The 25,815-nt window shown below is 71.4% G+C and carries 23 protein-coding genes; 11 read left to right on the top strand and 12 right to left on the bottom strand.

Annotated elements, in window-relative coordinates:
- Positions 1 to 89: 89 nt before the first annotated feature.
- Positions 90 to 2,270 (top strand): phosphocholine-specific phospholipase C, encoded by a 2,181-nt coding sequence (locus ACQPZ4_RS18860; RefSeq protein ID WP_433062580.1) that lies wholly within the window; start codon positions 90 to 92, stop codon positions 2,268 to 2,270.
- Between the two features lie 380 nt (positions 2,271 to 2,650).
- Entirely contained in the window at positions 2,651 to 3,712 is a 1,062-nt protein-coding gene (locus tag ACQPZ4_RS18855) for a DUF6777 domain-containing protein (RefSeq protein ID WP_433062577.1), read from the top strand.
- Between the two features lie 89 nt (positions 3,713 to 3,801).
- On the opposite strand, the gene ACQPZ4_RS18850 is transcribed toward ACQPZ4_RS18855, so the two are convergent.
- Positions 3,802 to 6,321, bottom strand: coding sequence for a LamG-like jellyroll fold domain-containing protein (locus ACQPZ4_RS18850; RefSeq protein ID WP_433062575.1), 2,520 nt, complete (start codon positions 6,319 to 6,321; stop codon positions 3,802 to 3,804).
- A gap of 143 nt (positions 6,322 to 6,464) precedes the next feature.
- On the opposite strand from ACQPZ4_RS18850, the gene ACQPZ4_RS18845 reads away from it, so the two are divergent.
- Positions 6,465 to 7,124, top strand: coding sequence for a hypothetical protein (locus tag ACQPZ4_RS18845; RefSeq protein WP_433062573.1), 660 nt, complete (start codon positions 6,465 to 6,467; stop codon positions 7,122 to 7,124).
- On the opposite strand, the gene ACQPZ4_RS18840 is transcribed toward ACQPZ4_RS18845, so the two are convergent.
- Positions 7,117 to 7,800 (bottom strand): TetR/AcrR family transcriptional regulator, encoded by a 684-nt coding sequence (locus tag ACQPZ4_RS18840; RefSeq protein ID WP_433062571.1) that lies wholly within the window; start codon positions 7,798 to 7,800, stop codon positions 7,117 to 7,119. The genes ACQPZ4_RS18845 and ACQPZ4_RS18840 overlap by 8 nt on opposite strands.
- 44 nt (positions 7,801 to 7,844) lie before the next feature.
- On the opposite strand from ACQPZ4_RS18840, the gene ACQPZ4_RS18835 reads away from it, so the two are divergent.
- Both ACQPZ4_RS18835 and ACQPZ4_RS18830 read left to right on the top strand, forming a co-directional pair.
- Entirely contained in the window at positions 7,845 to 8,936 is a 1,092-nt protein-coding gene (locus ACQPZ4_RS18835; protein WP_433062569.1) for an FAD-dependent oxidoreductase, read from the top strand.
- A 40-nt stretch (positions 8,937 to 8,976) separates the two neighbouring features.
- Positions 8,977 to 9,687, top strand: a complete 711-nt coding sequence (locus ACQPZ4_RS18830; RefSeq protein ID WP_433062566.1) for a TetR/AcrR family transcriptional regulator — start codon at positions 8,977 to 8,979, stop codon at positions 9,685 to 9,687.
- On the opposite strand, the gene ACQPZ4_RS18825 is transcribed toward ACQPZ4_RS18830, so the two are convergent.
- From ACQPZ4_RS18825 to ACQPZ4_RS18815, 3 genes are all read right to left on the bottom strand, one after another.
- Positions 9,659 to 10,237 carry a maleylpyruvate isomerase family mycothiol-dependent enzyme gene (locus ACQPZ4_RS18825; RefSeq protein ID WP_433062563.1) on the bottom strand — a complete coding sequence of 193 codons (579 nt, stop codon included), beginning with the start codon at positions 10,235 to 10,237 and terminating at the stop codon, positions 9,659 to 9,661. The genes ACQPZ4_RS18830 and ACQPZ4_RS18825 overlap by 29 nt on opposite strands.
- A 57-nt stretch (positions 10,238 to 10,294) precedes the next feature.
- Positions 10,295 to 10,843 (bottom strand): SMI1/KNR4 family protein, encoded by a 549-nt coding sequence (locus ACQPZ4_RS18820; protein ID WP_433062560.1) that lies wholly within the window; start codon positions 10,841 to 10,843, stop codon positions 10,295 to 10,297.
- A gap of 76 nt (positions 10,844 to 10,919) precedes the next feature.
- Positions 10,920 to 11,180: a hypothetical protein gene (locus ACQPZ4_RS18815; RefSeq protein ID WP_433062558.1), complete on the bottom strand. Its 261-nt coding sequence runs from the start codon at positions 11,178 to 11,180 to the stop codon at positions 10,920 to 10,922.
- 132 nt (positions 11,181 to 11,312) lie between these two features.
- Between ACQPZ4_RS18815 and ACQPZ4_RS18810 the strand changes: the two genes are divergently transcribed.
- Complete coding sequence (locus tag ACQPZ4_RS18810) at positions 11,313 to 11,858, top strand: RNA polymerase sigma factor (protein ID WP_433062556.1); 546 nt, start codon at positions 11,313 to 11,315, stop codon at positions 11,856 to 11,858.
- A complete protein-coding gene (locus ACQPZ4_RS18805) occupies positions 11,851 to 12,594 on the top strand; it encodes a DUF4232 domain-containing protein (RefSeq protein WP_433062554.1) in 744 nt (247 codons plus the stop codon). The genes ACQPZ4_RS18810 and ACQPZ4_RS18805 overlap by 8 nt, the downstream gene beginning before the upstream one ends.
- A gap of 9 nt (positions 12,595 to 12,603) precedes the next feature.
- Here the strand turns inward: ACQPZ4_RS18805 and ACQPZ4_RS18800 are convergent, their stop codons facing one another.
- The 3 genes from ACQPZ4_RS18800 to ACQPZ4_RS18790 all read right to left on the bottom strand — a co-directional run bounded on the left by ACQPZ4_RS18800 (position 12,604) and on the right by ACQPZ4_RS18790 (position 16,181).
- Positions 12,604 to 13,668, bottom strand: a complete 1,065-nt coding sequence (locus ACQPZ4_RS18800; protein ID WP_433062552.1) for a hypothetical protein — start codon at positions 13,666 to 13,668, stop codon at positions 12,604 to 12,606.
- A complete protein-coding gene (locus tag ACQPZ4_RS18795; RefSeq protein ID WP_433062549.1) occupies positions 13,665 to 14,882 on the bottom strand; it encodes a TRAFAC clade GTPase domain-containing protein in 1,218 nt (405 codons plus the stop codon). Before ACQPZ4_RS18795 ends, ACQPZ4_RS18800 begins: the two co-directional genes overlap by 4 nt.
- Positions 14,883 to 15,011: 129 nt before the next feature.
- Positions 15,012 to 16,181, bottom strand: a complete 1,170-nt coding sequence (locus tag ACQPZ4_RS18790; protein ID WP_433062547.1) for a hypothetical protein — start codon at positions 16,179 to 16,181, stop codon at positions 15,012 to 15,014.
- 62 nt (positions 16,182 to 16,243) lie between these two features.
- Between ACQPZ4_RS18790 and ACQPZ4_RS18785 the strand changes: the two genes are divergently transcribed.
- Positions 16,244 to 17,155 carry a sigma-70 family RNA polymerase sigma factor gene (locus ACQPZ4_RS18785; RefSeq protein WP_433062545.1) on the top strand — a complete coding sequence of 304 codons (912 nt, stop codon included), beginning with the start codon at positions 16,244 to 16,246 and terminating at the stop codon, positions 17,153 to 17,155.
- Here the strand turns inward: ACQPZ4_RS18785 and ACQPZ4_RS18780 are convergent.
- Complete coding sequence (locus ACQPZ4_RS18780) at positions 17,112 to 19,631, bottom strand: Hsp70 family protein (protein ID WP_433062542.1); 2,520 nt, start codon at positions 19,629 to 19,631, stop codon at positions 17,112 to 17,114. The genes ACQPZ4_RS18785 and ACQPZ4_RS18780 overlap by 44 nt on opposite strands.
- 51 nt (positions 19,632 to 19,682) lie before the next feature.
- Positions 19,683 to 21,053 carry a glycosyl hydrolase family 18 protein gene (locus ACQPZ4_RS18775; protein ID WP_433062540.1) on the bottom strand — a complete coding sequence of 457 codons (1,371 nt, stop codon included), beginning with the start codon at positions 21,051 to 21,053 and terminating at the stop codon, positions 19,683 to 19,685.
- A gap of 173 nt (positions 21,054 to 21,226) precedes the next feature.
- Between ACQPZ4_RS18775 and ACQPZ4_RS18770 the strand changes: the two genes are divergently transcribed.
- From ACQPZ4_RS18770 to ACQPZ4_RS18760, 3 genes are read left to right on the top strand one after another with little or no spacing between them, the layout of a single operon-like run.
- The gene (locus ACQPZ4_RS18770; RefSeq protein ID WP_433062538.1) at positions 21,227 to 22,438 is read left to right on the top strand and encodes a ricin-type beta-trefoil lectin domain protein; all 1,212 of its coding nucleotides are present in this window, start codon (positions 21,227 to 21,229) and stop codon (positions 22,436 to 22,438) included.
- Between the two features lie 53 nt (positions 22,439 to 22,491).
- Positions 22,492 to 23,436, top strand: a complete 945-nt coding sequence (locus ACQPZ4_RS18765; RefSeq protein WP_433062535.1) for a serine hydrolase domain-containing protein — start codon at positions 22,492 to 22,494, stop codon at positions 23,434 to 23,436.
- Between the two features lie 51 nt (positions 23,437 to 23,487).
- On the top strand, positions 23,488 to 24,195 hold the full coding sequence (locus ACQPZ4_RS18760) for a DUF899 domain-containing protein (RefSeq protein ID WP_433062532.1): 708 nt from the start codon (positions 23,488 to 23,490) through the stop codon (positions 24,193 to 24,195).
- Between the two features lie 7 nt (positions 24,196 to 24,202).
- Here ACQPZ4_RS18760 and ACQPZ4_RS18755 read toward each other — a convergent pair whose 3' ends face one another.
- Together ACQPZ4_RS18755 and ACQPZ4_RS18750 are read right to left on the bottom strand one after the other, a co-directional pair.
- A complete protein-coding gene (locus tag ACQPZ4_RS18755) occupies positions 24,203 to 25,210 on the bottom strand; it encodes a hypothetical protein (protein WP_433062530.1) in 1,008 nt (335 codons plus the stop codon).
- Entirely contained in the window at positions 25,203 to 25,688 is a 486-nt protein-coding gene (locus tag ACQPZ4_RS18750; RefSeq protein WP_433062527.1) for a SigE family RNA polymerase sigma factor, read from the bottom strand. Before ACQPZ4_RS18750 ends, ACQPZ4_RS18755 begins: the two co-directional genes overlap by 8 nt.
- Positions 25,689 to 25,815 lie beyond the last annotated feature (127 nt).

Below are 25,815 nucleotides of genomic sequence, written 5' to 3'. Positions count from 1 at the left end.
AATGCGGTCTTCGCCTCGGTGTCGGGCCGGGGTCAGGTGGCGGGACGAGCGTGCGAGTCGCATGCTTCGAGCCCCACCGGAGGCCATCAATGTCCGAGTTTTCCCGCAGAAGCTTCCTCGGTACCGCCGCCGCCGTGACCGGAGCCGCCGCCGTCGGCGCGACGCTGCCCGGCGAGACGGCGCAGGCCGCCGACACCGCACAAGCGCAGGCGGCCGCTGAGCACCAAAAGCGCCACGGCGACATCCGCGACATCAAGCACGTCATGGTCATCATGCAGGAGAACCGCAGCTTCGATCACTACTTCGGCGCGCTCAAGGGCGTGCGCGGGTTCGGCGACCGCTCGACGATCCTGTTGCCCGGCGGCAAGAGCGTGTGGCAGCAGCCGGTCACACCGACGAGCGGGGCGGCGACGCAGTACCCGTGGCGGCTCAGCGGCGCGAAGACGTGGGACGGCTCGATCCCGTCCACCGCCGAGCTCGGGGCCGCGAACTACGGCGGCACGAGCCACGGGTGGGAGGACCAGCACGGCGCGTGGTACGGCGGGCTCATGAACGGCTGGCAGTTCGCCAAGGGCGGCCCGACCACGCTGGGTTACCTCGACCGGCACGACCTGCCGTTCCACTACGCGCTGGCCGACGCCTACACGGTCGGCGACGCGTACCACTGCTCGGTGTTGAGCGCGACCGGGCCGAACCGCACGTACCTGTGGAGCGGCACGATCAACGCGAACAAGGCGCACGGCGACTTCACCGCGTACTCCGGCGGCGACGAGCTCGGCAAGTTCCTGCCGTGGAAGTCCTACGCGGAGCACCTGCAGGCGGCCGGCGTGAGCTGGCGGGTGTACCAGTGCGAGGACGACTACGGCGACAACGGCCTCGAGTACTTCGACACGTTCGCGAAGCTCGACCCCACGCAGGGCGGGACGGCCGCGCCCGGCAACGTGTTCTACGACAACGGGGTGAAGAACGTCCCCGAGCCGATCGGCGGGCTGTCCGGCAACGCGGACAACATCGTCAACGCGATCCGCGCGGACGTCGAGGCGGGCACGCTGCCGCAGGTGACGTGGGTCGTGAACAACCAGTTCTTCTCCGAGCACCCGGTCACCGCGCCGAGCAACGGTGCGTACTTCCTGCGCGGTGTGCTCGAAGCGCTCAACGCCGACCCGGACGTGCTCAACTCGACCGTCGTCATCATCAACTACGACGAGAACGACGGGCAGTTCGACCACGTGCCGCCGCCGCTGCCGGCCCCGGGCGAGGCCGACGAGTTCGTCGCGGGCACGCTCGGCGAGTACGGCGTCACCGCGCCGGTCCCGGTAGGCCTCGGGTTCCGGGTGCCGCTGATCCTGATCTCGCCGTGGACCCGCGGCGGCTGGGTGACCAGCGAGGTTTCCGACCACACATCGGTCATCCAGTTCCTCGAGCGGTGGACGAAGTCCATCGGCAAACCCGCGATGTGCCCGAACATCAGCGACTGGCGGCGCCGGGTGTGCGGCGATCTGACCTCGGCGTTCGATTTCAGTCAGCCGGTGTACGGCCTGCCGCACCTTCCCGCGACCGGCCCGCTCGTCCCGGAGATGGAGTACACGCCGCTCCCCGGGGACAACGCCATGCCGGCCCAGGAACCGGGCACGAAGCGGGCGCGACCGTTGCCGTACCAGCCGAACGCCACCCTGACCGGGTTCACGACCGGCCCGTCCGGCGTGGTGGCGAACCTGCGCCTGAGCAACGTGGCGCCCTTCGCGAGCAAGTCGAGTCATTTCGCGGTGTACAACAACCGCTCCGGCATCCCCGCGCTCACCCAGTACCCGGCGGCGTTCCCGGGCCAGTACACGGTCCCCGCCCGCGCGACGCTCAACGGCACCGGCCCGGTCGGCGCGGCCAACGGCGACACCGTGTATGACCTGACGGTCACCGGCCCGAACCGCTTCCTGCGCCGCTTCACCGGCGACCTGGCCAAGGCGGGCAAGGACCTGGCGGTCGAGGCGTCGTACTACGACGGCCGCTTCTCCGGCGAGCCCAAGCTGCACCTGGAACTGCGCAACCGCACCAAGCGCCCGGTGACGTTCACGGTCACGCACAACAACTACGTCAAGGGCCGCCCGCAGACCGTCCGCGTGTCCGCCCACGGCAGCGGCACCTGGTCGATCAACCCCTGCGACGCGACCCACGGCTGGTACGACCTCACCGTCACCGCCGACTGCGACGCCTCCTGGTCGCAGCGCCTCGTCGGCCACCTGGAAACCGGCCGCCCGAGCATCACCGGCTGACGGAAACCCCAGGCCGGCCGACGGAAACTCCCGGAAACCCCACCCGGAAACCGGCCGCCCCGCATCACCGGCCGACGGAAACCCCAGGCCGGCCGACGGAAACTCCCGGAAACCGGCCGCCCCGCATCGCCGGCCGACGGAAACCTCAGGAAGCCGGCCGCCCGAGCATCACCGGCCGACGGAAACCCGCGGAAACCCAAGGAAACTCAGGGAAATTCGCGGAAACACTCGGAAACCGGCGCCCGGCTCGCAAACCAGCGGGCCGGGCGCCGATGCGCACCAAGTGGATACCCGCCGGACCCGATGAGTTCGTTCGTCCTCCTCCGCCGGGAGGTCTCGGCCCGCCCCGGCGCCGCCAGAATGTCGCGGGGAGGTCCACAATGTCGTACGCTCCTCAGCCGCCGCGGCGCAGCCGTACCGCCGCCGTCCTCGGGCTCGTCCTCGGCCTGGTCGCGATCGTCGCGATCGCCGCCGCCATCGTGATCGTCCGCCGTGGCACCGATGTGCAACTGGAACCGGTGAACTCCGCGGGCGCGAACCCGTTCATGCAGAACGTCGGCAAGGACGAGCCGGGCGCGGGCGAGGTCGGCACGTCCAGCGGCATCGGCGGCCGCTATCCGGCGGAGACCGTCGGACTGTACGGCGGTACCAAGGACAACTCCTCGTGCGACAAGAACCAGATGCTGCAGTTCCTCAAGGCAAACGAGGAAAAGGGGCGGGCCTGGGCGGAAACCGTCGGAACCGATTTTTCCGGCCTCGACGGGTACTTCGCGAGGCTCACCCCGGTCGTCCTGCGCGCCGACACCGCCGTGACCAACCACGGCTTCAAGGACGGCAAGGCGAACCCGCTCCAGTCGGTCCTGCAGGCCGGCACCGCGGTCCTGGTCGACGACCACGGCCGCCCGGTCGCCAAGTGCTACTGCGGCAACCCGTTGACGGCGCCGGCGGCGATCCGCAACCCGAAGTACCAAGGCGTCTCCTGGAACAGGTTCGCCCGCGAGCACGTCGTCGAGGTTCGGGCGGCCGCGGCCGTCATCGACGTGTTCGCGCTGGTCGACGTGCAGAAGAACACGCCGTTCGGCCGGCCCAGGGGCACGTCGGGCGAACAGGACGGACCGGCACCGGACCCGAAACGGGACCCGTCGCCGACGCCGAGCGGCGGCGGCGACGGGGGCGGCGATCTCAGGGTCAAGGCGCTGCGGCTGTTCGACGACCGGTTCACCAGCTGCCACAACTCGATGCACACCGTCGATCGCGTGGACACGTACCAGTTCATCAAGGGCGCGCCGGCCGACAAGCCGGGCGTGTACGACATCACCGTCGTCATCCAGCCGGGCCAGCGGACGACGGAGTGGCGCGTCGACGTACCGAATCAGAAACTGGAGCCGGTGAACCAGGAGGCGTTCATCCTCGGCGGCGGCTGCCAGGACTTCATGCGCTGAAACGCGCGGAAACGCGCGGAAGCGACAAGAAACGCGCGGAAACGAACGGCGGGCCCGCGCAACACGGGCCCGCCGCCACGGAAACCGAATCAGTTGTTCGAGGCGAACAACTGCCGGATCTCGTCCGCACTCAGCGCGCGGTCGTAGAGGTGCACCTGATCGACGGTACCGTCGAGGTAGTCGACCGGGTTGCCGCCGAACTTGCCGCGGCCGATGACGGTGTGCCCGGTCGGCCCGGACTGGGGCAGGCAGGCGCTCGCGGTGCCGGCCAGTTCGCCGTCCACGTAGAGCCGCAGCTCGCCCTTCACCGTGTCGCGCACGCCGACAAGGTGGTACCACTGGCCCACGTTCGGCTTCACCGGGGCCAGGGCCCGCACGCCCGCGAAGCTCATCGCGAAGCGCTGGTCCGCGCCGGAGTACTGCAGGTAGAAGTCGCTGTTGGTCGGGCCGTCCTGGCTGACGACCGTCTGGAAGGCGCCGTCGGCCTTGTCGAGCTTGACCCACGCCGCGGCCGAGTAGTCCGAGGCGGTGTTGAGCAGCGGCTTGCCGGCGTCGAGGTACTGCGTCGAGCCGTCGAGGGAGACGCCGTTGCCGGTGTGGGCGTCGACGAACGCGGCGCCGCCGACCAGGTTCGCGTCGTTGTCGCCGGCCGCGTCCGCGGCCACGGTGCCGCCGGTCTCGTCCAGCGGGTAGAACACGACGCCGGTCAGGCCGGGGGTGCCGGGCGGCGGCTGCGGGACGTTGGCCGCCGAGCCGTCGGCCTGCTTGATGATCTTCTGGTTGATGGCCTTGACCTGCTTGAGGTCCATCTTGGTGACCTGGCGGTCGTAGGTGAAGAAGCCGTTGAGCTCGGCCTCGACGTCGGTGATCTGGGTGTAGATCGAGCCGCTGATGCCGCAGGCCTTGGCCGAGGTGATGACCGCCTCCTGGTTCTCCACGTACTTGCGGGTGAGCGTGGCCGAGTCCGGCTCCATCTCGTACGCCTGCCCGTCGCCGAACCACATGTGGTTGGACGTCTTGAGGCCGAAGCCGCCGTGCTCACCGTCGATCGCCACCCGGTTGCCGGACGGCGATGGTGACGCCGGCCCGAGGTACTGATGGAAATCGATCACGTCGCCACGCCCGGAGTCGCCGTGCGAGTTGCAGCAGTTCACGCCGCTGTGCGCGTCGACCAGGCGGGTCGGGTCCTGGGCCTTGACGTCGTCGGCGATGCGGCCGGTGGCGGCGCGGTCCCACTCGCCCCAGCCCTCGTTGAACGGCACCCAGGCCACAATGGACGTGAACGAACTGTGCTCGCGCACCATCTCGTGCAGCTCCGACTCGAACTGCCCGCGCCACGCCTCCGGGATCGGGCCGGTGTTCGCGGCCGGCATGTCCTGCCAGATCATCAGGCCGAGCTTGTCGGCCCAGTAGTACCAGCGGTCGGGCTCGACCTTGATGTGCTTGCGCACCGCGTTGAAGCCCATCGCCTTGTCCTGCTCGAGGTCCCACTTCAGGGCGGCGTCGGTCGGCGCGGTGTACAGGCCGTCGGGCCAGAATCCCTGATCCAGGTTGGCCAGATTGAACAGGATCTTGCCGTTGACGGTGATCCGCAGCTTGCCGTCGGCCCCCGGCGCCGTGCCGATGGTCCGCATGCCGAAGTAGGAGCCGACAGTGTCCACGGTCTTGTTGCCGTCGAGCAGGCTCACCTGCAGGTCATAGAGGAACGGGCTGTCCGGCGACCAGAGCTTCGGATTCGGTACCGGCAGTCGCAGCTCCGTCCCCGCCGCCCCCGTCACCGTGCCGACGACCTTGTTGCCGTTCTTGGCCACCGCCTTGACCTTGAGGTTCGTCCCGCCGGCGACGCTCGCGGTCAGCTTCAGCGCGCTGCCGGCCACGTCGGGCGTGGTGGCCAGGCCACTGATGGAGGCCGCGGGAACGGGTTCCATCCACACGGTCCGCCAGATGCCGGAGCTGCCCTGGTAGAAGATGCCGTGGTCGGAGGTGCGCCGCTGCTTGCCGATCGGCTGGCCCGTCGCGTCGGTGAGGTCCTCGGCCCACACGATGAGCTCCTGCGGCCCGCTCGCCGTCAGCGCGTCGGTGACGTCGACGTCGAAGCCGTCGTACCCGCCGCGGTGCGTGGCCACCTGGGCCCCGTTGACGTACACCCTTGCGTCGTAGTCCACGGCGCCGAAGTGCACCTGCAGCCGCTGGCCCGACCCCACGTTCCAGTTCTTGGGCACGGTGAAGGTTCGCCGGTACCACATGCGGTCCTCGTGCCGCTGAATGCCCGACAGCGCCGACTCGATGGGGTACGGCACCAGCACGCGCTCGCCCAGGCTCTGCCCCGCGGGCACCGCCTGGTTCACGTCGGCGCGCGCGAATTCCCACACGCCGTTGAGGTTCTGCCACTTGTCCCGGGTCAGCTGCGGGCGCGGGTACTCCGGCAGCGCGTTGTCCGGGCCGACCTTGCCGGTCCACTTGGTGGCCAGCGGCGGGATGCCGGCGTGCCAGGCGGGCGAGGTGTCCGGCGGCGGCGCGGCGGCGGCGGCCCCGGCCGGGATGGTGAGGGTCGTGACGACGGCGGCGGCGGCCAGCAATTGGCCAAGTCGCCTGTCCAGTCTTCGCATGGTGGAATGCCCCTTCGGCGTTGGCGGAGCTGCGGAGAGCGCACTCATCTGAACAAATATGCTCAGCAACCGTCAAGAGAAGACGATCAACACGTTCCAATCGAACACATTCACACACGTCCGGGGCCGGGTACCCTGTGCCGGTGTCGGAGCATGTCATCGAGGACCTGGTGTTCCACTCGATCCTGACCCTGGACAAGCACGGCGCGCCGCTGCGCGATGCGTGCACGGCCCTCTATGCCTTCCAGCGCGGCCACGACTGCTCGCACACCATGGGCCGGGTCGAGGACCTCCTGCTGGAAAGCGGGCACACGTATCGATTTCCGCTCAGCGAGTTTCCCGAGCTTGCGCACCTTACGGACGATTTCATCCAACTCGGTGACGACGAGTACGACGAGGGTGTGCAGGACGGCTATGTCCGCCCGCCGTGGCTGTACTGCGAAGCCGGCACCCGCCTCTGGCAGCGCATGGTCGACGAGGGCCGGCTGCGCGGGGCCGACGCCGAGCCGCCCCGCGCCGTCCCGCTGATCGACGTGGTGGCCACCGTGTGCGCGGCTGCCGAACAGGACGGCGACGCCGAGCTCATCGCGCTGTGGTGGGGCCTCGGCCACCAGTCGATCGTCGGCGGCACCCCGTTCGACCCGGCCGACCTCGAGGCGGTCCCGGCGGTCCGGAAACTGCGGGAAATCGTGTGCCGCAGCGGCGCCCTCGAGGTCGAGCTGCCCGACGGGTACCGGCCCACCGACGCCGAGCTCGATGCGCTGGACGACGAGCTGGAGTCGTGGTGGTACCGGATCAGGTGATGCCGTTCAGGACGGTCTCCAGGTTGCGGGCGAACGTCTCGCCGGGGTCGAGGTGCGCGCCGTCGATGACCAGGCGGGCGACGGTCGGATAGCGGCCGGTGTCGAGCATCCGGGTCAGGTACGGCCCGAGGCTCGACTGCCACGCCGCCAGCTCGGTGCCGGTCGCGCGGGCGGTGCGGCGCTCGGCGATCTCGGCGCGCAGGGCGCCGATCATGAAGGCGTTCAGCGCGCCCAGGGCCCGCTGCAGCTCGTCGAGGCCGCGCACGCCGGGGGCCTGACTCAGCGCCGCCGCGGTCGACTCCCCCACCGCGAGGGCGTTGGGGCCGAGGTGCGGCCGCCCGCCGAGCAGGTCGGCGAACCACTCGTGCCGCAGGGCCGACCCCCGGGTCCGGTGCTTGATCGCCAGGACCGTGGCGCGCCAGTCGGACCCGTCGCCGGCCTGCGCGATCTCGGCGTACACGGCGTCCACCATCAGGTCGAGGATCTCGGCGCGGTTGGCCACGTAGTCGTACAGCCGCATCGGCCCGACGCCGAGCGCCCCGGCCAGCTTGCGCACGGAGAGGCCGTCCAGCCCGTGCTCGTCGGCCAGCCGCACGGCCGCGGCGGCGATCTTCGCGCGGCTCAGCGGCACCGGCGCGGCCCGCGGCTGCGGCTCCGGCCGTTCCCAGACCGGCACATTAGCGTACGGCGTATCCACAAGATACAGTGTACGGTAAGGACATGCGAATCGCGATCGCGGGCGGCGGGCTCGGCGGGTTGACGCTGGCCCGAATCCTGCACCTGCGGGGAATCCAGACCATCGTGTACGAGCGGGAGGCCGGCCGATCCGCCCGCTCCCAGGGCGGCTCGCTCGACCTGCACCCCGAGTCCGGCCAGCACGCACTCGCCGCGGCGGGGCTCGACGGGCGGTTCCGGTCGCAGGCCCGCCCCGAGGGCGAGGAGCACCGCATCCTCGACCCGTCGGGCCGCGTGCTCGTGCACCACCTGCCGCGCCCCGGGACGTTCGACGGGCGGCCGGAGATCGACCGGAACGCGCTGCGCGACCTGCTGCTCGACTCGCTCCCGGACGGCACCGTGGCGTGGGGCCGGCGGCTCCTCGCGGCGACGCCCCGCGACGGCGGCGGGTTCGAGCTGTCCTTCGAGTGCGCTCCAACCTCCGGCTGCGACGTCCTGGTCGGCGCGGACGGCGCCCGGTCGATCGTGCGGCCGCTGCTGACCGACGCGCGACCGTCCTATGTGGCCACGCTCGTCGAGCTGAGCATCGCCGACGCCGACCGCCGCCACCCGGAGGTCGGCGAGCTGGTCGGGCCGGGGAACCTGTGGTGCATCGGCGTGAACCAGATCCTGGCCGCGCAACGCCTGGGCGACGGCACCATCCGCGTCGGCGTGTCCATGCGCGAGGAGGTGGGCACAGTCGGTACAAGAGCGGAACTTTTGCAGTTGTTCGATGGCTGGGATTCCCGCGTGACCGCACTCATCGAGGCGGCCGACGGGGAGCCGGTGCCGCGGCGGATCGAGGCGCTGCCGATCGGCGTGCGCTGGGACCACCGCCCGGGCGTCACCCTCATCGGCGACGCCGCCCACCTCATGCCGCCGGTCGGCGAGGGCGCGAACCAGGCGATGCTCGACGCCGCCGAACTCGCCGCCGCGCTGGCCGCGAACCCGAACGATCCGGACGCCGCGATCCGGGCGTACGAGGCGGCGATGTTCGTTCGCGCACAGGAGATCGGCGAGATGTCGGCCCGGGTGCAGGCGATGATGCTGTCGCCGACCGCGGCCGAGGACGTCACCCGCTTCTTCACGCGATCGTAGGGTACGCTATCCGGAGAGTTCTCCAGAAAAGGGCGATCACATGGTACGGGCTGATGCGCGGGAGAACCGCGCCCGCATCCTGGAGGTGGCGCGGCAGGCGCTGGCCGAGGACGGCGGCACGTCGATGAACCAGATCGCCCAGCGGGCCGGGGTCGGGCCGGGCACGCTGTACCGCAACTACCCGACCCGCGAGGCGCTCGTCCTGGCCGTCTACCAGCTCGACCTCGACCGGCTGATCGAATCGGTGCCGGACCATCTCGCCGCGCAGCCGCCGCTCGAGGCGCTGCGCGGGTGGACCACCGAGCTCGTCGACGCCATGCGGCGCAAGCACGGGCTCGGCGACGCGCTCAGTCCGGGGCTGCACCAGTCGATCACCGAGCGCTCGTACGGGCCGGTGATCGGCGCCATCACGCAATTGCTGGACGCGGGCAAGGCGGCCGGCGTCATCCGCGCCGACGCCGATCCGCGCGACTTCCTGCAGCTCACCGGCGCGCTGTGGCGGGCCGCCGCGCTGCCCGAGGACCGCTCCCAGCCGATGCTGTCGCTCATCCTGGACGGCCTCACGACGGGCGCCGCCCGCACGCCACTCACGGCGAACACCGACCGCACGCCACTCACAGCCGGCGCCGGCCGCACGCCACTCACGGCGGACACCGCCCGCACGCCACTCACGGCGGACACCGCCCGCACGCCACTCACGGCCGACACCGACCGCGGGCCACTCACGGCCGGCGGCGGCCGCACGCCATGAGCAGCAGGTCCTGTGCCGGGGCGCGCACCGGTTCGCCGGTGCCGTAGTGCCAGTCGAGGTCGGTGGCCTCCAGGCGTTTCCCGGTCAGGTCGACGCCGAAGAACGCGATGTTGCGCGGGCTCATCCCGCCCAGCACCATCGCCATCCGGTCCAGCGGCACCCGCCGGTCCAGGCCGAGCCCGACGGTGATGTCCAGCCCGTGGATGACGTCGTGGGACAGCGCGCCGACCGGGCCGCCGCCGGGTGGTGTCCACGGGTGCGCGATGTTGTCGCGCACCGAAGCGAGCAGTTGCGCACTGCTCATGCGCGCAGCGTCGCGCCGGGCCGTGCGGTCGGCCATGCGGTTGAATCCGCCCGAACGGACAAGCTCGAACGCCACTTTGAGCGCACTCGAACGGAACGGCAGCGTGATGTGCGCGACCACTTCGCGCACCCGCCACCCCGCGCACAGCGTCGGCGCGTCCCACTGCTCGGGCGCCAGGGCGGCGAGCACGTCCGCGAGGTCGGCGCGCTCCCCCGCCACGGCCGCCCGGATGTCGTCATCGGTCACGTCCCGCTCCTTCAAGGTCAGAGTTCCTGGAAGGTGTACGGCCGGGACGCGCGAAACTCATCGCCTGGCGTTGAAATCGGGCCAGGGCGGCATGTCGGGATCCTCGCCGCCCTCGAGCCGGTCCCACCAGCCGGTGCGGTTGACATAGCCCTCGAACCACGATTCGAGGCTCGGAGCGTCGACGTACCACGCCATCTCCGGAACGCCCGGGTTGGGCTCGAACAGCAGGACAGTCCCCTCGTCGGTGCGGCAGTCGACGCACGCGTACATGGCGCACCCCCAGTTCAGGATGGGCAGGACTGCTTCGGGCCAGGCCCATGCGGTACCGGCGGCGTCGTGGCGTTTGGTCTTGTAGACGTCCACGGCCTGCTCGCCGGTCGGCCCCGACACCAGGCTGAGCAGCTGGTAGTCGGGGCCGAATCCGCCGTTGGCGATGGTGCCGTAGACCGCGGCCAGCAGCGGGTGCAGCGGAAATCCAAGCTCGCGCTCGGCCCGGTCGAGGTCCGCGGCGCTCAACGGGGCGGGGCGCGCGTCGAGCGGCAGCATCGGGTCGTCCTCGGCGGCCCGCGCCGCGATGCGGGCCAGCAGAGGTCCGTAGTCGGTCATGGTCACATCATCGCCGCCGAGGTCAGCTGCGGCGCCACCGGCGGCGGGGTCAGCTGCGGCGCCACCGGCGGCAGGGTCAGCCGAGGCGCCATCGGCGGCGGGGCCGGGGTTCGGCCGCGGCGTCGGGCCGGCGGTGCCAGGTGCGTTCGGCCTCCGCGTGCCACCAGGCCGGCGGGGACGGCCCCACGATGCGCGCGGTCGGCTGGTCCGGGTGCAGACCGAGGCGGCGCAACGGCTCGGGCGCGACCCAGATGTCGAAGAAGCCGCGCCAGCGCCCGAGCGCGGGGTCCGGCCCACAGCAGAGGTTGACGCGAATGTCGTCAGCGTCGATGGGCATCCAGTCGATGCCCCGCTCGCGCAGTCAGGCCCGCACGGCCGACGCGGGGCGCGGGCAGCCCGGCAGGTTCTCGTACGACGCGATCGATATCCAGCCGTCCATGCCGAAAATGGTGACACATCATCTCAACCGATGCGTCGATCCCGCGTCGTACAGTACGTGACGGTTCCGGGGACGCTCCGAGAGGCGGGCCGGTTGGCGGGGCACGACGACGCGCGGCGAGACTTCTTCGCGGCGAACTACGCGCGCCTCGCCGGCTGGGTGCGCCGGCAGGTCGACGACGACGAGACCGCGCACGACATCGCGGCCGAGGCGTTCACCCGGCTGCTGTCGCGCTGGTCGGACTCGTACGATCCGCACGCCTACCTGTACAAGGTCGCCGTGAACCTGCTGCGCGACCACTGGCGCCGCGCACAGCGGGAACGCCGCGCCCTCGGTCTCATCGCCTCGGACGACCGCGGCGGCCCGGACGGACGCCCCGAACGCGGCGGCGACCTGCGCGCGATGCTCGAACCGCTGCCCGAGCACCAGCGCACCGCCCTGCTGCTGCACTATCTCGCCGGCTTCTCGGTCCGGGAGGTCGCGGCAATCGTCGGCCGCCCGGAGGGCACCGTGAAGTCAGACCTGTTCCACGCCAAGGCGCGCATCCGAGCGGGACTGGACGGCATCGATGACTGACCCCGACGACCAGTTCGACGACTGGCTGGACCGGCACCGCGTCGAGCCGCTGCCCGCCGCGCCCGGAGCGTACGACCGGATCGCCCGCACAGCCCGCCGCCGCCGCACGGTGCGGGTCACCGCCGTCGCCGCGGCCGTGACGGTCCTGCTGGCCGGCGTCACGGGTGTGGCGTACCGGATCGCGACCGTCCCGGCACCCACTCCCGAGCCGGCCTCGTCCGCGTCGCCGGCGCCGTCCGCCACGTCCTCACCCCCGGCGCCGGTCAGACAATCGCCGTCCCCGCCGGCGACCACCACGTCCGCCGCGCTGCCCACCCGGTGCCACACCGGGGACCTCAAACTCAGCACGGGCGGCGCCGGCGGGGCGGCCGGCAGCCTGTACGTGTACCTGGTCTTCACCAACGTCTCCGGCCGCACCTGCACGCTACTGGGCTACCCGGGCGTCTCCTGGACAACAGGCCCCACGGGACAGCAGATCAACGACCCCTACGCGCGGCGAACCGACACCCCACCCGACCGCGTCGTCCTCGCCCCGCACGCCACCGCCCACGCACTGCTGCAACACGGCCAGCCGGACTTGTACAACAACTGCAACCCCGTCGACGCCGCCGGCCTACGCGTCTACCCGCCCGACGAGACAACCCCAGTGTTCGTACCGCTGCCCGACCGCGTCTGCTCGACCAAGGGCATCGGCGTCGGCGGCGTCCACCCGATCGAGCCCGGCCCGGCGGAGTGATGAAACAGCTCAACCTCCGCCCGAACGACCCGCGGAGGGCTGCGCCGGCGCCTCGACCGCGATGTCGGCGATCTCCCACGCCCCCGCCTCGGTCGGCTCGATCTTGAGCGTCAGCACCCTGGTGTCGTGGCCGGAGACGACCGTGACAGAGCCAGTGCGGTCCTGCACGGAGGCCTTGATACAAGCCGCGTTTGTACCGCCTGTGCCCACCACAACCCCCGCCAGCTCCTCCTCCGGCAGGCGTTGCCGATAGTCCCCGGTCAGCCACTCGTGAACCGTGCGGAAGTCGCGGCTCCGCACGGCCTCGCACACCGCGGCAACGAGCTCGAACGGACCGCCCGCGGGTCGCGCCGCCGGACTGGGCGACGGCGAGGGGGACGGCGACGGCGACGCGCTCGGGGCTGCGACCGGAGGCGGCGGCGCGCCGCGGGCGGCCCAACCGGCGAGCCCACCCGCGGCGGCGGCCAGCACGACCAGCGCGACAACCGCAGCGGCGAACCCGCGCCGCGCCCGGACGGGCGGGGCCGGGTCGTCGGGCGGCACGGGCGGCCGGTACGGCTCGCAGCGCACCAACGGCTCGGTCGCCGCCGCCCCGTGCCCGCCGAGCTGAATCGGCCGCGACGCGGGCGGATGGAACGGGCCGGTGGCGGACCAGAACGCGGCGTACGCGTCCCGCACCTGGCGATGCGCCTCGCCGATGTCGGCCCGGGTGATGCCGGCCGCCCGCACGCGCTCCGCACTGTCGCGCACGGCGAGCCCCTCGCGAACCTCGATCGTCCGCCCGGCCGCGTCCCGGAGCGCCTCGTCCCCGCCGACCCCGAAGTCCGCGCCGCGGGCCGCGACGATCCAGTACACCAGCGTCAGCGGTGCCAGCGCGGCGTCCTCGATCTCGCGGATCACCACCAGGCCCGACGTCAGGGCGGCCTCGGGCAGCGCGTGGCCGTTGGTGGCCGCTTCGAGCACCGAGGCGAGCCGCTCCGCCGGCTCGAACGCCGGCCGCAGCACGGTCCGGAAGTCCTGCCGCCGCGACGACCCGACCGCGTACGGCCACGCGGCCAGTCCGCCGCCACTCACGAGGTCGCCGACCGGTCGCGCGGCCGCTGGTACCGGTCGAGCCGGCAGGCGCGGAACTCGCTGTCCAGCTTCAGGGTGAGGTTCGCGAAGTAGTTGCTGGCGGTCTTGCCGTGCGATCGCGGATAGAGCCACGAGACGGCGGGGCGGGCACCGGCGCCCGGGCCTCGCTGCGCGTCCCCCGGGGGGCTCGCGTCGCCGCCGCCGATCCCGACCGAGACGAACGGAAACGCGACCGTCAAACGGAACGGCGACGCCGCCAGCCGCGCCACCAAGCGCCCCAGCGCGCTGTCGCCGGCCTCGCTCTCGCGGATCAGGACGTGATCCTCGGGGGTCAGCGCACAGGCCAGTGGCATCTCGACCTGCCTCGGGTCCAGGCGCTTGCCCTCGTGGCGCACCATCGCCTTCCCGTCGTGTTCCGCGTACCCCGGGCCGACCGCGCTGACGGGAATCAGGCGGCACGCGACACCATGCTTGATGTGGAATTCGGCGAAACGCCGGAAGTGCTCGATTTCCATGAGGCGTTCGACGACTTTCTCCAGCTTGTACGTATCGAGCAGCAGGTCCCACTTGGTGAGGACCAGCTGCACCGGCCGATGCAGCTGGGTCAGACTGCTGAGCAGGGCACGCAGCTGATATTCGAAATCCTCCTCCGACGCCTCCTCACGGATCCCGTCCAGAAATCGCCGGAGCTTGAATCCGTCGATGACGCCCAGCACCGCGTGGGCCGATTTGAAGGCCTGCAGCACAACCACGGTCTGCGGATCATCCGGATGCCGGAACAAATTCGCGAAACTGTGGCCGGGATAGTCGAAGTAGTCGATACGTAGAACGTCGAACACCTGCGACGACGCCGTGCGCACCTTGACGGTGAACTCCCACTGCTCCAGCCCGTCCTCGATCGTCATGGCCGGCCAGGACGCGCGGCCGCCCTCGCCGGCGGTCTCGCGCTGCAGCTCGAACAGCCTGGCGACCTGCTTGTCGGAACCGATCACGAACACGCCGGCCCCGTCCATCGACATGAGCCGGGTGAACGAACTGCCGAGCAGCACCGTCTTGCCCGCCCCGCTGAACCCGACCACCGCGACCGTGATCGTCCCCGGCTTGGCCCGCTGCACCCGCGGCCGCCGGCTCCGGCGCAGCAGCAATACCGTACCCATCACAACCAGCAGCGAAAGCAGGCCGGCAGCGGCGATGACATAGCGCTCAACAGGCACGAACCTCTCCTATCACCGGCGCTTCGACTTCAAGCGCCGTGATGGTATCGCCGCGCCGGTGACCATCAATATCGACTGATTGTGCGCGGGGGTGGAGGCACGTTCGGCTGACGCATTCCGAATAGCGCGTCAGAAAATGTCCGCGAGCCGGAACACCTCATCGGTCTCTTCGACGTGAACTCTTGCCGATTCGGGCAGGTCGAGCCCGTCCATCACCGTGGCGAGCCGGGCCAGGGCCTGATCCTGCGTCATGGGCCGGGTCGTCAGCTCCACGATCCGGTCCGGTTCGGCGTACCCGAGCGACGACACGGTCATCGCGTCCTGCCGAGCCACCGCGGCCGCGATGCAGTCGACGTCCGCCGGCGCGTGGGGTGCGAAGAACACGCGCAGGGTCCACGCTCTATCGCCGCGGTCGGCCCGCGCCTGCGCGATCGTGACGAAGTAGGGCAGCGCGCGGTGGACGGGCAGTGCGCAGTCGTCCCAGCCGGCCAGCGGCTCCGTCGGCGGCTCGGTGCACGCGGCCAGCATCCGGCGCACGGCGACGGGCACGTGCCGGCCGTTGCGGTACGCCAGGGCCGCGGCCGCCGTCAGCCCGACCGTGGGGTCGGCGGAGGCCAGGCCCTCGTGGAGCCGCTGCTCGATGCGCCGGTCGCGGACGTCGACGACGGCCAGGGCGAGATTCGCCGAGGCACGGGCCGGCGCGCCGGCGGCGAGCAGGGCGTCCAGGATCGGCTCGGTGACCGGGAACCAGGCGAGCAGGGCCGCCGCGCGGGTGGCCACCTCGCCGTCGGGGTCGGCGACCCAGCGGACGACGGTGTCGAGGCGGGCCGCGCACGCCTGGTACGCGCGGTAGGACCAGCGGTCGCTGAGGTAGCGGTCCGAGAAGTACGGGTCGTCGAGCTCCACCTCGTGCTCGTCGTCGTACAGCCACGCGGTCTGCTGCCGCTCCTGCTCGTCCGTCAGCCCGCCGGCCAGCGGATAGGCGGCCTCGGCGGAGAACGGGAGGTCGCCGGCGTCGCGCCGGCCGAGCGAGGCGTTGGCCAGAGTGGCGAGCACTTCCGGCCGGTCGGGCGTCGCCGGGTCGTCGACCAGCTCGACCAGGAACGGCACCGTCGCCGCGGCGACCTGCCACACGCTCTGGCCGCAGATGTGGCTCGCCAGGTCGCGGTGTGCGGCATCCCGTACCGCCGGATCGGGGTCTCGCAACGCCCGCAGCAGCTCGGGCACGCGCGTCGACGGGCCGTCGAGGCCGTACAGGTCGGCCCAGGGCACCTCGTCCAGCGCGGGTCCCGACCTCATGCCCGGCAGTATGCCGCCGCAGCATAACGGTTCGGGCGCTGCGGATGGGTCACACTCGTCTGGTGGAGCTCGAACAGATGCGGACCGAGCTGACCGGGTACTGCTACCGCATGCTCGGTTCCGGCTTCGAGGCCGAGGACGCGGTGCAGGAGACGCTGGTGCGCGCGTGGCGGGCCGCGGATCGGTTCGACGAGCGGCGGGGGTCGGTGCGCACGTGGGTGTACCGGATCGCGACCAACGTGTGTGTGGACATGCTGCGCAGCGGGCAGCGGCGGGCGCTCGCGATGGACTTCGGGCCGCCGGCGCGGGACGGGGACGCGTTGGGGGCGCCGCTGGAGGAGGCGGTGTGGGTGCATCCGATCCCGGACGCGCGGGTGCTGCCCGAGGACACGGTCGTGGCGCGGGAGACGGTCCGGCTCGCGTTCGTGGCGGCGTTGCAGCACCTTGCGCCGCGGCAGCGGGCGGTGCTCATTTTGCGCGATGTGCTCTGCTGGAGCGCCGGCGAGGTGAGCGTTCTGCTCGAAACGAGCACGGCGTCGGTGAACAGTGCGCTGCAACGTGCGCGCTCGACGTTGCGCGAACACGCACCGGCGCCCGGCGATCCGTTCGAACCGCACAACATCGCGCAGCGGGAGCTGCTCGATCGGTACTGCGCGGCGTTCGAGCGGCACGATGTGGACACGCTCGTTTCGCTGTTGCACGAGGACGCGACGATGTCGATGCCGCCGTTCGCCTGGTGGCTGCGCGGGCGGGACGCGATCCGGCTCGCACTGCTGGATCCTGAGGCATCCTGCGCCGGTGCGTGGCTGGAACCGGTGCGGGCCAACGGATCGCCGGCGTACTGGCAGGTTCGGCCGGGCACAGACGGTACAAACGCGGCGTTTGGGCTTGTGCTCTTGGACGTGCGCGACGGGCGCATCAGCGGGATCGTCACCTGCCTCGACGTGCCGCGGCTGCAGCCACTGTTTGCCTGACGGCGAGGGCGGCGAACGCGACGATCACGAGGGCGGCGAAGGCTTCGGGCGGGACGAGGCCGATCGTGTTGCTCCACGCGGCGTGGACGGCGCCGAGGAACCCGCCGGGGGCGACGCCGGCGGCGGCCAGCCAGACGTCGCGCTCCAGCAGGGCGTGGACCGCGGCCAGCAGGCCCCCGGCGAGCAGCAGCAGCGGGGCCGTGCGGGCCGTCCACGCCCGGGCGGTCCGGGGTACGGCCGTGCGGACCGTCCATCCCTCGGCGGCATGGCGCAGGCCCGGGCCGACCGCCGATGCCCCGGCGGCGCGATGCCCCGTGTCGGCCGTCGATGCCCCGGCGGCGCGATGCCCCGTGTCGGCCGTCGATGCCCCGGCGGCGCGATGCCCCGTGTCGACCGTCGATGCCCCGGCGGCGCGGGGCGGGGCCGTGCGGACCGTCCACGCCCCGGCGGCGCGGCGCACGGCCAGGCCGGCGGCGAGGATCAGTGTGAGGGTGGCGGTGATCGCGAGCCAGAACACCAGGAGCGCGGCGAAACCGAACGGGGTGTCGCGCAGGGCTCGGACCATCTGGATCGCGGGACTGAACTCCTGGTCGGTCCAGGCCCCGTTGTGGCTTCCCGCCCAGCGGTCGTACAGGTACACCTGCGCCAGCGCCGCCAGCAGCACGCCGCCGGCGGTCCAGGTGAGCGCCGTGGCGAGCGGGCGGCCGGAGTCCAGCGGGTCGCGTTTCGGGCGGCGGATCAGCAGCCACAGCCCGAGGGCCGCGGCGACGATGCCGCCCACGATGGTCGCGACCAGAAGCTCCGCGGGGAAGTCGCTCAGGGCCAGGCGGGCGGCGCTGTCGCCGCTGTCGGAGTAGTGGCCGACGCCGGCGAGCAGGAGCGCGGCGGCGGTCCCGAAGGCCAGCGTGGCGCCCAGGCCGGCCCAGGCGCTGCGGGTCAGGATCGCGGCTGCCGTGTCGGCGAGGGTGCGGATGGGGCCGCCGGCGCCGATGTACGCGACGAGGGCGAGGGCGGGCAGGAGCGCGGTCGGTTCGGCCAGGGTGCGGGCACCCGCCACGAAGTTGTACCGGCCGTCGGCGGTGAACACGGCGATCAGCAGGACGGCGGCCACGAGCGACGCGCCTGGCAGCGGCGTTTTCCAGACTTTCCGCGGCGCCGCCACCGAAGTTTCCTTCGCGGTTTCCGTTTCCGCGTCGGACGCCGCCGCAGTTGCCGTCGCGGTTTCCGTTGCCGCCGCAGTTGCCGCCGCAGTTGCCGTTTCCGCCGCAGTTTCCGCCGCGGTTGCCGTCGCAGTTGCCGTTTCCGCCGCAGTTGCCGCCGCAGTTGCCGTTTCCGCCGCAGTTGCCGCCGCAGTTTCCGATTCTGCCGAAGTTTCCGGCGAGGTTTCCGGCGGAGTTGCCAGGGCCTGGACGGAGCGCAGCGCTCCCTGCGCGACGACCAGCTCCGGCTGCTCCAGCACGACCGGAGCGACCCCCAGCGCCCGGTGCAGCAGCGTCGCGACCAGCGGCATCCGGCTCGCCCCGCCGACCAGGAACACGCCGGTCAGCGTCTCCAACGTCACCCCCGCCGCGAACAGCGTGGTCGTGGTCAAGGCAACCGTGCGATCCAGCCACGGCCGGGCCAGCGACTCGAGCTCCTCGCGGGTCATGTGCACATCGCGCTCGAAGAGCGGCACCGGCAACCCGGCCTGCGTGGCCCGGCTCAGATGCTCCTTGGCCGCGCGGGCGTCCTCCCACAGCTGCCGGCGCAGCCGACGGTCGGGCACGGACCCGGGCGAGGTCAGCCGCCGCCACCGCTCCAGGTCGTCGGCGGCGACCCCGCGGCCGACCCAGTCCACCACAGCGGCGTCGAGGTCGAGCCCGCCGACGTCGTCGAGCCCGTCCGCGCGGACCACCTGCCAGCCGCCGGCCCCGCGCCGGACCACGGTGACGTCGAACGTGCCGCCGCCGAGGTCGTACACGACGAGGGACGCACCGTCGCCGGCCTGCCGGCCGACGACGGAGGTGAAGTACGCGGCGGCGGCGACCGGCTCGGGCACCAGCCGCACCGGCCCGAACCCGGCGGCGCGGGCCGCGGCGAGCAGCAGGCCGCGGCGGGTCTCGGCCCAGTTCGCCGGGTGGGTCAGCACGACGTCGGGGATGGGGCCGCCGGTGGCACGCTCGGCCTCGACGCGCACGCGGGCCAGGACGGCGCCGATCGCCTCGGCCAGGGGCACCTCGCAGTCGCCGAGCAGCAGGGTGCCCTCGTTGATGCGGCGCTTCGGGTTGGGCTCGAACCGGGTCGGGTCCAGCCGCGCGCCGCGTTCGGCGTCGCGGCCGGTCTGCAGGCCGCCGGTGTCGTCGGCGAGGATCGCGGACGGCAGCAGCGGCGAGGCGTCGAACAGCAGCGGCTCGAACCGCCCGTCGGCGAGTTGCAGCACGGCCACCGTGTGCGAGCTGCCGAAGTCGATCCCCAGTCGAGCACCGTGATCCACCACGGTGCTCGACCGTAACGCGCGCTGTGTTGCGAGGGATCAACCAAACGGTTGCTAGGGCAGGACCCAGCGCTGGTTCGCGCCGGCGAAGCAGTCCCAGATCTGCAGCCGCGTGCCGTCGGTGGAGGTGTTGCCGGTGACGTCGAGGCAGCGGCCCGACGCGGTGTTCACGAGCGTGCTGTTGGCGGTGTTGTAGGACCACTTCTGCGCACCGGTCCCGTTGCAGTCCCACAGCTGGATCTTCGTGCCGTTGGCGGTGCCGGCCGACGTCACGTCCATGCACTTGCCCAGGACGCGCAGCGAGCCGTCCGTAGCGACCGTCCAGTTCTGCGCGTTCGTGCCGTTGCAGGTGTACAGCTGGATCGCCGCACCGTTCGCCGTGCTCGCCGCGGCCACGTCCGCGCACTTGCCAGCCAGGCCCGTGATGCGGCCCGTGCGACCGGTCGGCGGCGGGGTGGTCGGGCCGACGCCGCCCGTGGCGATCTCGTACGCCGCGCTGATGAGCGAGTTGGCGCCGGTCGCGTCCTGGGACAGCTCCCAGAACATGATGCCGCCGCCGTTGGACATGGCCCACTGCGTCTTGCGACGGACGGTGGTCAGGCCGTTGTAGCACTCGTTCACGCCGTTGACGGTGGTGCAGTCGCGGTTGGCGTTGGCCGGGTCGCGGGCCACGAGATCGGCGTAGGTGACGTAGCTCGGCCGCGAGTACACCGGCACGCCGATGACGGCCTTGTTCGCCGGCAGGCCGCGACCCTTCCAGAAGTTGACCGCGGCGACCGACCAGTCGTAGTTGGCGTGCGGGCTGCCGCCGTCGTACGTCATGATGTTGAGCCAGTCGACGTAGCCGAACACGGCCGGCTGGACCCCGTTGGCGGTGCCGCCCTCGGAGACGACGGCCGCGGTGAGCAGCTTGCCCCGGCTGTGCATGGCGGTGCTCAGCTGCGACATGAGCGCGGTGTAGTTGTTGCCGGAGGTGCCCGGGTCCGGGTACTCCCAGTCGATGTCGACCCCGTCGAGGTTGTACTGGCCGACGAGGTTGACGACGTTGTTCACGAACGCGGTGCGGGCGGTGGCGTTGCCGGCCAGCGACTCGAACGCGGAGTCGTTGCCGTCGTTCCAGCCGCCGATCGAGATCGACACCTTGGTGTTCGCGGCGTGGCCGAGCGAGACGATCTGCTGCAGCTTCGAGGGGTTGTCCAGGCCGCCGAGGCTGCCGTTCGCGTTGGGCAGCACGAACGCGTAGTTGATGTGGGTCAGCTTGTTGTACTGGATCGCGGTGGCGCTGCCGGCCCACGAGGGCATGTAACCGATGGACCGGAAACCGTTGGGCAGCGTGGCGGCGCTGGCCGACGGCTGGACGGCGAAGGCCACGGCGGCGCCCGCGGCAATCGTCACCGCCGCGATGGCTAGGACGGATCGGCGCATAGGGGCTCCTTCGGGTAAGGGGTGAGCTCCTTGGCCAGGGACGATAGGAAAGTTAACTGTCTGTTGTCAATGTGTGTCTTAGTTCAAGTCGCATATTGACGCAGGCCACCGCGGGTCATAGGGTCCTATGGATCTGTTAAGTAACCTCACAAATCCGCCTGGGAGGTAAGCAGATGCGCAGACTCAGGTCATTGGCGTCCGCCGCGCTGATGGCAACGATCGTCGCGACCGGCCTCGTGGTGACCTCGCCCGGCGCCGCGCAGGCCGCGGTGGTGTGGAACGACGAGTTCAACGGCGCGTCCGGCCAGGGCGTCGACGGCTCGAAGTGGAACTTCGACACCGGTGGCGGCGGCTTCGGCAACTCGGAGCTCGAGTACTACAACAGCGGCACCAGCAACGTGTACCAGAACGGCCAGGGGCAGCTGGTCATCGAGGCCCGGCGCGAGAGCGGCGGGCGCAGCTGCTGGTACGGGACCTGCCAGTGGACGTCGGGGCGCATCCAGACGGCCGGCAAGTTCACCCAGCAGTACGGCCACATCGAGGCCCGCATCCAGGTGCCCAAGGGCAACGGGCTCTGGCCCGCGTTCTGGATGCTCGGCGGGAGCAACTGGCCCGGCGACGGCGAGATCGACATCATGGAGAACGTGGGCCGCGACCCGAACACGGTCTACGGCACCATCCACGGTCCCGGGTACTCCGGCGGCAACGCGGTCGGCGGCACCCGCAACATCGGCCAGCCGCTCGGCAACGCTTTCCACAACTTTGCCGTCGACTGGTCGCCGAACCTCATCATCTGGACCATCGACGGCTCGGAGTACTTCCGGGCCACACCGGCCAGCACCCGCGGCAACCCCTGGGTGTACAACCACGGGTTCTTCATCATCATGAACCTCGCGGTCGGCGGCAACTTCCCCGGCAGCCCCGACGGCAGCACGCCGTCGGTCAACCGGATGCTCGTCGACTACCTGCACGTCAGTACCAGCACCACCACCCCGCCGCCGACCGGCAACGCGTTGCGCGGCAACGAAAGCGGACGGTGCATCGACGTTCCCTCGGCCAACCCGGTCGACGGGGCGCGGCTGCAGATCTGGGACTGCAACGGCACCGGCGCGCAGCAGTGGACGATCGGCTCGGACGGCACCGTCCGCGCCCTCGGCAAGTGCATGGACGCGGCGGCCGCCGGCACCGCCAACGGCACCGCGATCCAGCTGTACACCTGCAACGGCACCGGCGCCCAGCGGTTCACCCTGACCGCGGCGGGCGACCTGGTGAACATCAACGCCAACAAGTGCGTCGATGCGGCGGCCCACGGGACCGCCAACGGCACGAAGCTGCAACTGTGGGACTGCAACGGCGCCGCGAACCAGAAGTGGGCCCGAGCCTGAATTTGTCGTGCTGTGCCCCGGCTTTTCCGGCCGGGGCACGGTACAAAAGGCCTATGACGACACTCGATGAGCTCGAGGGCCTGCACGGCGTCGTCGCGGTCCGCCGCGGCGAGACGATCCTGGAGCACTACGTCACCGGCCCGGACGCGTCCTGGGCCCGGCAGCTCGGCGTCGTCGCCTTCGGCCCCAAAACGCTGCACGATCTCCGCTCCACAACCAAGAGCATCACCGCCATCTTGTACGGCATAGCGCTCGCCGCCGGGCACGTCCCCGAGCCTTCCGAGCCGCTGCTGCGGTACTTCCCGCGCTACCCGGATCTCGCCGCGGACCCGGCGCGCGCCCTCCTCACCGTCGAGCACGCGCTGACGATGTCGCTGGGCCTCGAGTGGCGCGAGGACGTGCCGTACACGAGCGCGGCCAACGCGGAGATCGCGATGGAGTTCGCGCCGGACCGGTACCGCTTCATCCTCTCCCGCCCGATCGCGGAGCCGCCGGGACAGCGCTGGAACTATTGCGGCGGCGCCTCGGCGCTGCTCGGCGCGCTGATCTCCGAGGGCACGGGGTGTGCGCTGCCGGAGTACGCCCGGCTGCACCTCTTCGAGCCGCTGGGCATCGACGCCTTCGAGTGGATCACGGGCCAGGACGGGGTGCCGTCGGCCGCCTCGGGGCTGCGGCTGTCGCCCCGCTCGCTGGCCCGCATCGGCTCGGCGATCCTCGCGGACGGCGCCGACATCGTGCCCGCCGCCTGGGTCTCGGCCATGCTGAAGCCGCGGCTGGCGACCGACTGGGGCGGGCAGTACGGGTACCAGTGGTACATCGAGCCGGTCGACGGGCACCACATGGTCGCCGCGATGGGCAACGGCGGGCAACGCCTCTTCGTGTTGCCGGAGCTTTCCTTGGTCGTGGCGGTGACCTGCGGAAACTACGACGGCAACGAGCAGTGGGTCACGCCGCTGACGGTCCTGCAGGATTTCGTACTGCCGAACTGTCGAAATTGAGCGCCCAGGTTCGACGTACCTGTATCAGGTCTTTTCTGTCGAGGGGGACGCATGGCACTGCCTGAGGTGGTTGGGCGCGACGAGTGGCTCGCGGCGCGGCGGGAGCTGCTGGAGCGGGAGAAGGCGGCGCGGCGCGAGCTGGATTCGGTCAACGCGGAGCGGCGGAGGCTGCCGATGGTACGGATCGACAAGCCGTACCAGTTCGAGGGCGCTTCCGGCACCGTGGGGCTGGCGGAGCTGTTCGAGGGGCGGCCGCAGCTGATCGTGCAGCACGTGATGTTCGGGCCGGACTGGGATGCGGCCTGTCCCAGCTGCACCGCGGGCATCGACGAGATGGCGCCGGCGCTGCTGGACCATCTCGCCAACCGGGGGACGACGTTCGCGCTCGTGTCGCGGGCGCCGTACGCGAAGCTCGCGGCGTACGCCGACGCCCGCGGGTGGCGGATTCCGTGGTACTCCTCGGCCGGGGACGACTTCAACTTCGACTTCGCCGTTTCGTTCGACGAGGCCGTGCAGCCGCCGGTGTACAACTACCGCGCGCTGCCGGTCGTGGACACCTCGGAGCTGCCGGGGGTGAGCTGTTTCCTGGCCGCCGACGGCGCCGTCTTCCACACCTACTCGACGTATGCGCGCGGGACCGACTTCGGCGGGGCGTACGCGTGGCTGGACCTCACCGCGCTGGGCCGGCAGGAGGATTGGGAGGAGCCGAAGGGCCGCGCCGACCACGCGCGGGCGGCCGTTCCGGACTTCGCGGTCTGACTCGGTTTCAGCCGACCGCGCGTCTCGGCCAGCTCGACGGATCGTCGAGGTTGGTACTCGGGGTGAGGCGCGCGGCGTACCAGGTTGCCTCGTCGGGGGTGAACCAGGCGGCGGGCTCGCGCTCGTAGTCGGTGACGTACAGGTCGATGCCGCCGAAGTCCGGGATCCACAGCCCGTGCGCGAGGCCGCCGGTGCCGGTCCGCCATTGCGCGGGCCGGCCGGCGACCGATCGGTCGGGGGCGAACGAGGACTTCGGCAGCGGGCGGCCGTCGGCCCAGATGAACACGATGCGCCCGTCGGCACGGCGGACCGTCAGGCCGGAGTAGACCCACGCCGTCTCCGGACCTGAAGGCTCTCCGCGCCGGATCGCCGTCTGACATTCCAGCCAGGTCGCCCCCATTTCCATCTCCGAGAGTCGCAGCGGCATCGCGCAGCGTTGCGTAACGTCGAACCGCAGCGCCTGGACCGCTTGCGATAACAGGTCGCGGTCGGCCCACCGCATGATGGTGACGCCCTCGACGCCGTCGCGTTGCCAGCGCAGGGCCCGGTTGTCGCCGGCCCCGTTGGCCGCGACGGCGGCGTCGAGCCGGGCGGTATCGGTCGCGAGGAGCACGGACACGACGAGCTTCGACTCAGCGTCAAGACCCATGAACCGCTCGTAGCCGTCGCCGGAGACCCATTCGGTCACCGCGATCCGGTCACCGAGCGTGCCGGGCAGTCGCGCCGGGTCGACGTCGAAATGCAGCAGGCCAGGGTCGCTGCCGATCCCGCCGGGCGGGGCCGCGGTCTCGGCGGGCAGCGTCGTGTCCGTGAAGTCCCGCTCGGCGCCGGCCCGCGGCAGGAGCGCGGCGAGCGCGAGGGCGACGATCGCGGCGGCGACGGTACCGACGACGAATCGGCGCTGCCGGACCGCCCTTCCCCGCCGGGCGGCCCGCTCGCCCAGGCCGGCCGCGACGGGGGTGCGCCCGGCCCGCTCGACCAGCACCTCCCGGACGCGGCTCTCGAGATCAGTCATGGGTGTTCACTCCCTCGTAGGCGGCGCGGAGGCGGTGCAGGGCGCGCATCGCGTGGGTACGGACGGTGACCGGGCTGCAGTCGAGAATCCGGGCGATCGTGGCGTCGTCGAGGTCCTCGTAGTAGCGCAGGACGATGACGGCGCGCTGCTGGTCCGGCAGTGCGTGCATGAGCCGCCACATGGCGTCACGCTCGGCCGCCTCCGCGTCGAGGGCGCCCGGCACCGGACGCTCGTCACTCACCGTGACCACGAGCTCACGATTGCGGGCGCGCCGCCACCAGGAGCGGGAGGCGTTGAGCACCAGGCGGCGCAGGTACACGTCCGGATCGTCGGCGCGCCGGATGTGCCCCCAGCGCAGGTACGCCTTGGTCAACGCCTCCTGCACCAGGTCCTCGGCCCGGTGTTCGTCCCCGGTCAGCAGCGCCGCGAACCGCACGAGCGCCTGCCCGCGGGCCGCGGCGTACTCCTCGAACGTCACTGCTCCTCCGCCCTCACATCAAGCAGAGTCCTCGCCAGGGGCGCTGCGTTGACATCGCCTCGGGAGACTTCGTCGCGTGGAGCACGTGACGTGGGTCGCCGCCGCCCGCTTCCCGGCAGGCGCCCTC

The organism is Dactylosporangium sp. CS-033363 (assembly GCF_050942475.1).
Taxonomy (GTDB): domain Bacteria; phylum Actinomycetota; class Actinomycetes; order Mycobacteriales; family Micromonosporaceae; genus Dactylosporangium.
The sequence above is the reverse complement of the archived record's forward strand: the minus strand, read 5'-3'. Positions and strand labels throughout refer to the sequence as shown.

Bases quoted from the DNA above. Each gene is read 5' to 3' on its own strand.
- ACQPZ4_RS18810 (WP_433062556.1), top strand. From the start codon at position 11,313: ATGCGTCGATCCCGCGTCGTACAGTACGTGACGGTTCCGGGGACGCTC.
- ACQPZ4_RS18815 (WP_433062558.1), bottom strand. From the start codon at position 11,180: ATGCCCATCGACGCTGACGACATTCGCGTCAACCTCTGCTGTGGGCCG.
- ACQPZ4_RS18790 (WP_433062547.1), bottom strand. From the start codon at position 16,181: ATGAGGTCGGGACCCGCGCTGGACGAGGTGCCCTGGGCCGACCTGTAC.
- ACQPZ4_RS18835 (WP_433062569.1), top strand. From the start codon at position 7,845: ATGCGAATCGCGATCGCGGGCGGCGGGCTCGGCGGGTTGACGCTGGCC.
- ACQPZ4_RS18850 (WP_433062575.1), bottom strand. From the start codon at position 6,321: ATGCGAAGACTGGACAGGCGACTTGGCCAATTGCTGGCCGCCGCCGCC.
- ACQPZ4_RS18830 (WP_433062566.1), top strand. From the start codon at position 8,977: ATGGTACGGGCTGATGCGCGGGAGAACCGCGCCCGCATCCTGGAGGTG.
- ACQPZ4_RS18765 (WP_433062535.1), top strand. From the start codon at position 22,492: ATGACGACACTCGATGAGCTCGAGGGCCTGCACGGCGTCGTCGCGGTC.
- ACQPZ4_RS18775 (WP_433062540.1), bottom strand. From the start codon at position 21,053: ATGCGCCGATCCGTCCTAGCCATCGCGGCGGTGACGATTGCCGCGGGC.
- ACQPZ4_RS18770 (WP_433062538.1), top strand. From the start codon at position 21,227: ATGCGCAGACTCAGGTCATTGGCGTCCGCCGCGCTGATGGCAACGATC.
- ACQPZ4_RS18760 (WP_433062532.1), top strand. From the start codon at position 23,488: ATGGCACTGCCTGAGGTGGTTGGGCGCGACGAGTGGCTCGCGGCGCGG.
- ACQPZ4_RS18860 (WP_433062580.1), top strand. From the start codon at position 90: ATGTCCGAGTTTTCCCGCAGAAGCTTCCTCGGTACCGCCGCCGCCGTG.
- ACQPZ4_RS18755 (WP_433062530.1), bottom strand. From the start codon at position 25,210: ATGACTGATCTCGAGAGCCGCGTCCGGGAGGTGCTGGTCGAGCGGGCC.
- ACQPZ4_RS18820 (WP_433062560.1), bottom strand. From the start codon at position 10,843: ATGACCGACTACGGACCTCTGCTGGCCCGCATCGCGGCGCGGGCCGCC.
- ACQPZ4_RS18805 (WP_433062554.1), top strand. From the start codon at position 11,851: ATGACTGACCCCGACGACCAGTTCGACGACTGGCTGGACCGGCACCGC.
- ACQPZ4_RS18855 (WP_433062577.1), top strand. From the start codon at position 2,651: ATGTCGTACGCTCCTCAGCCGCCGCGGCGCAGCCGTACCGCCGCCGTC.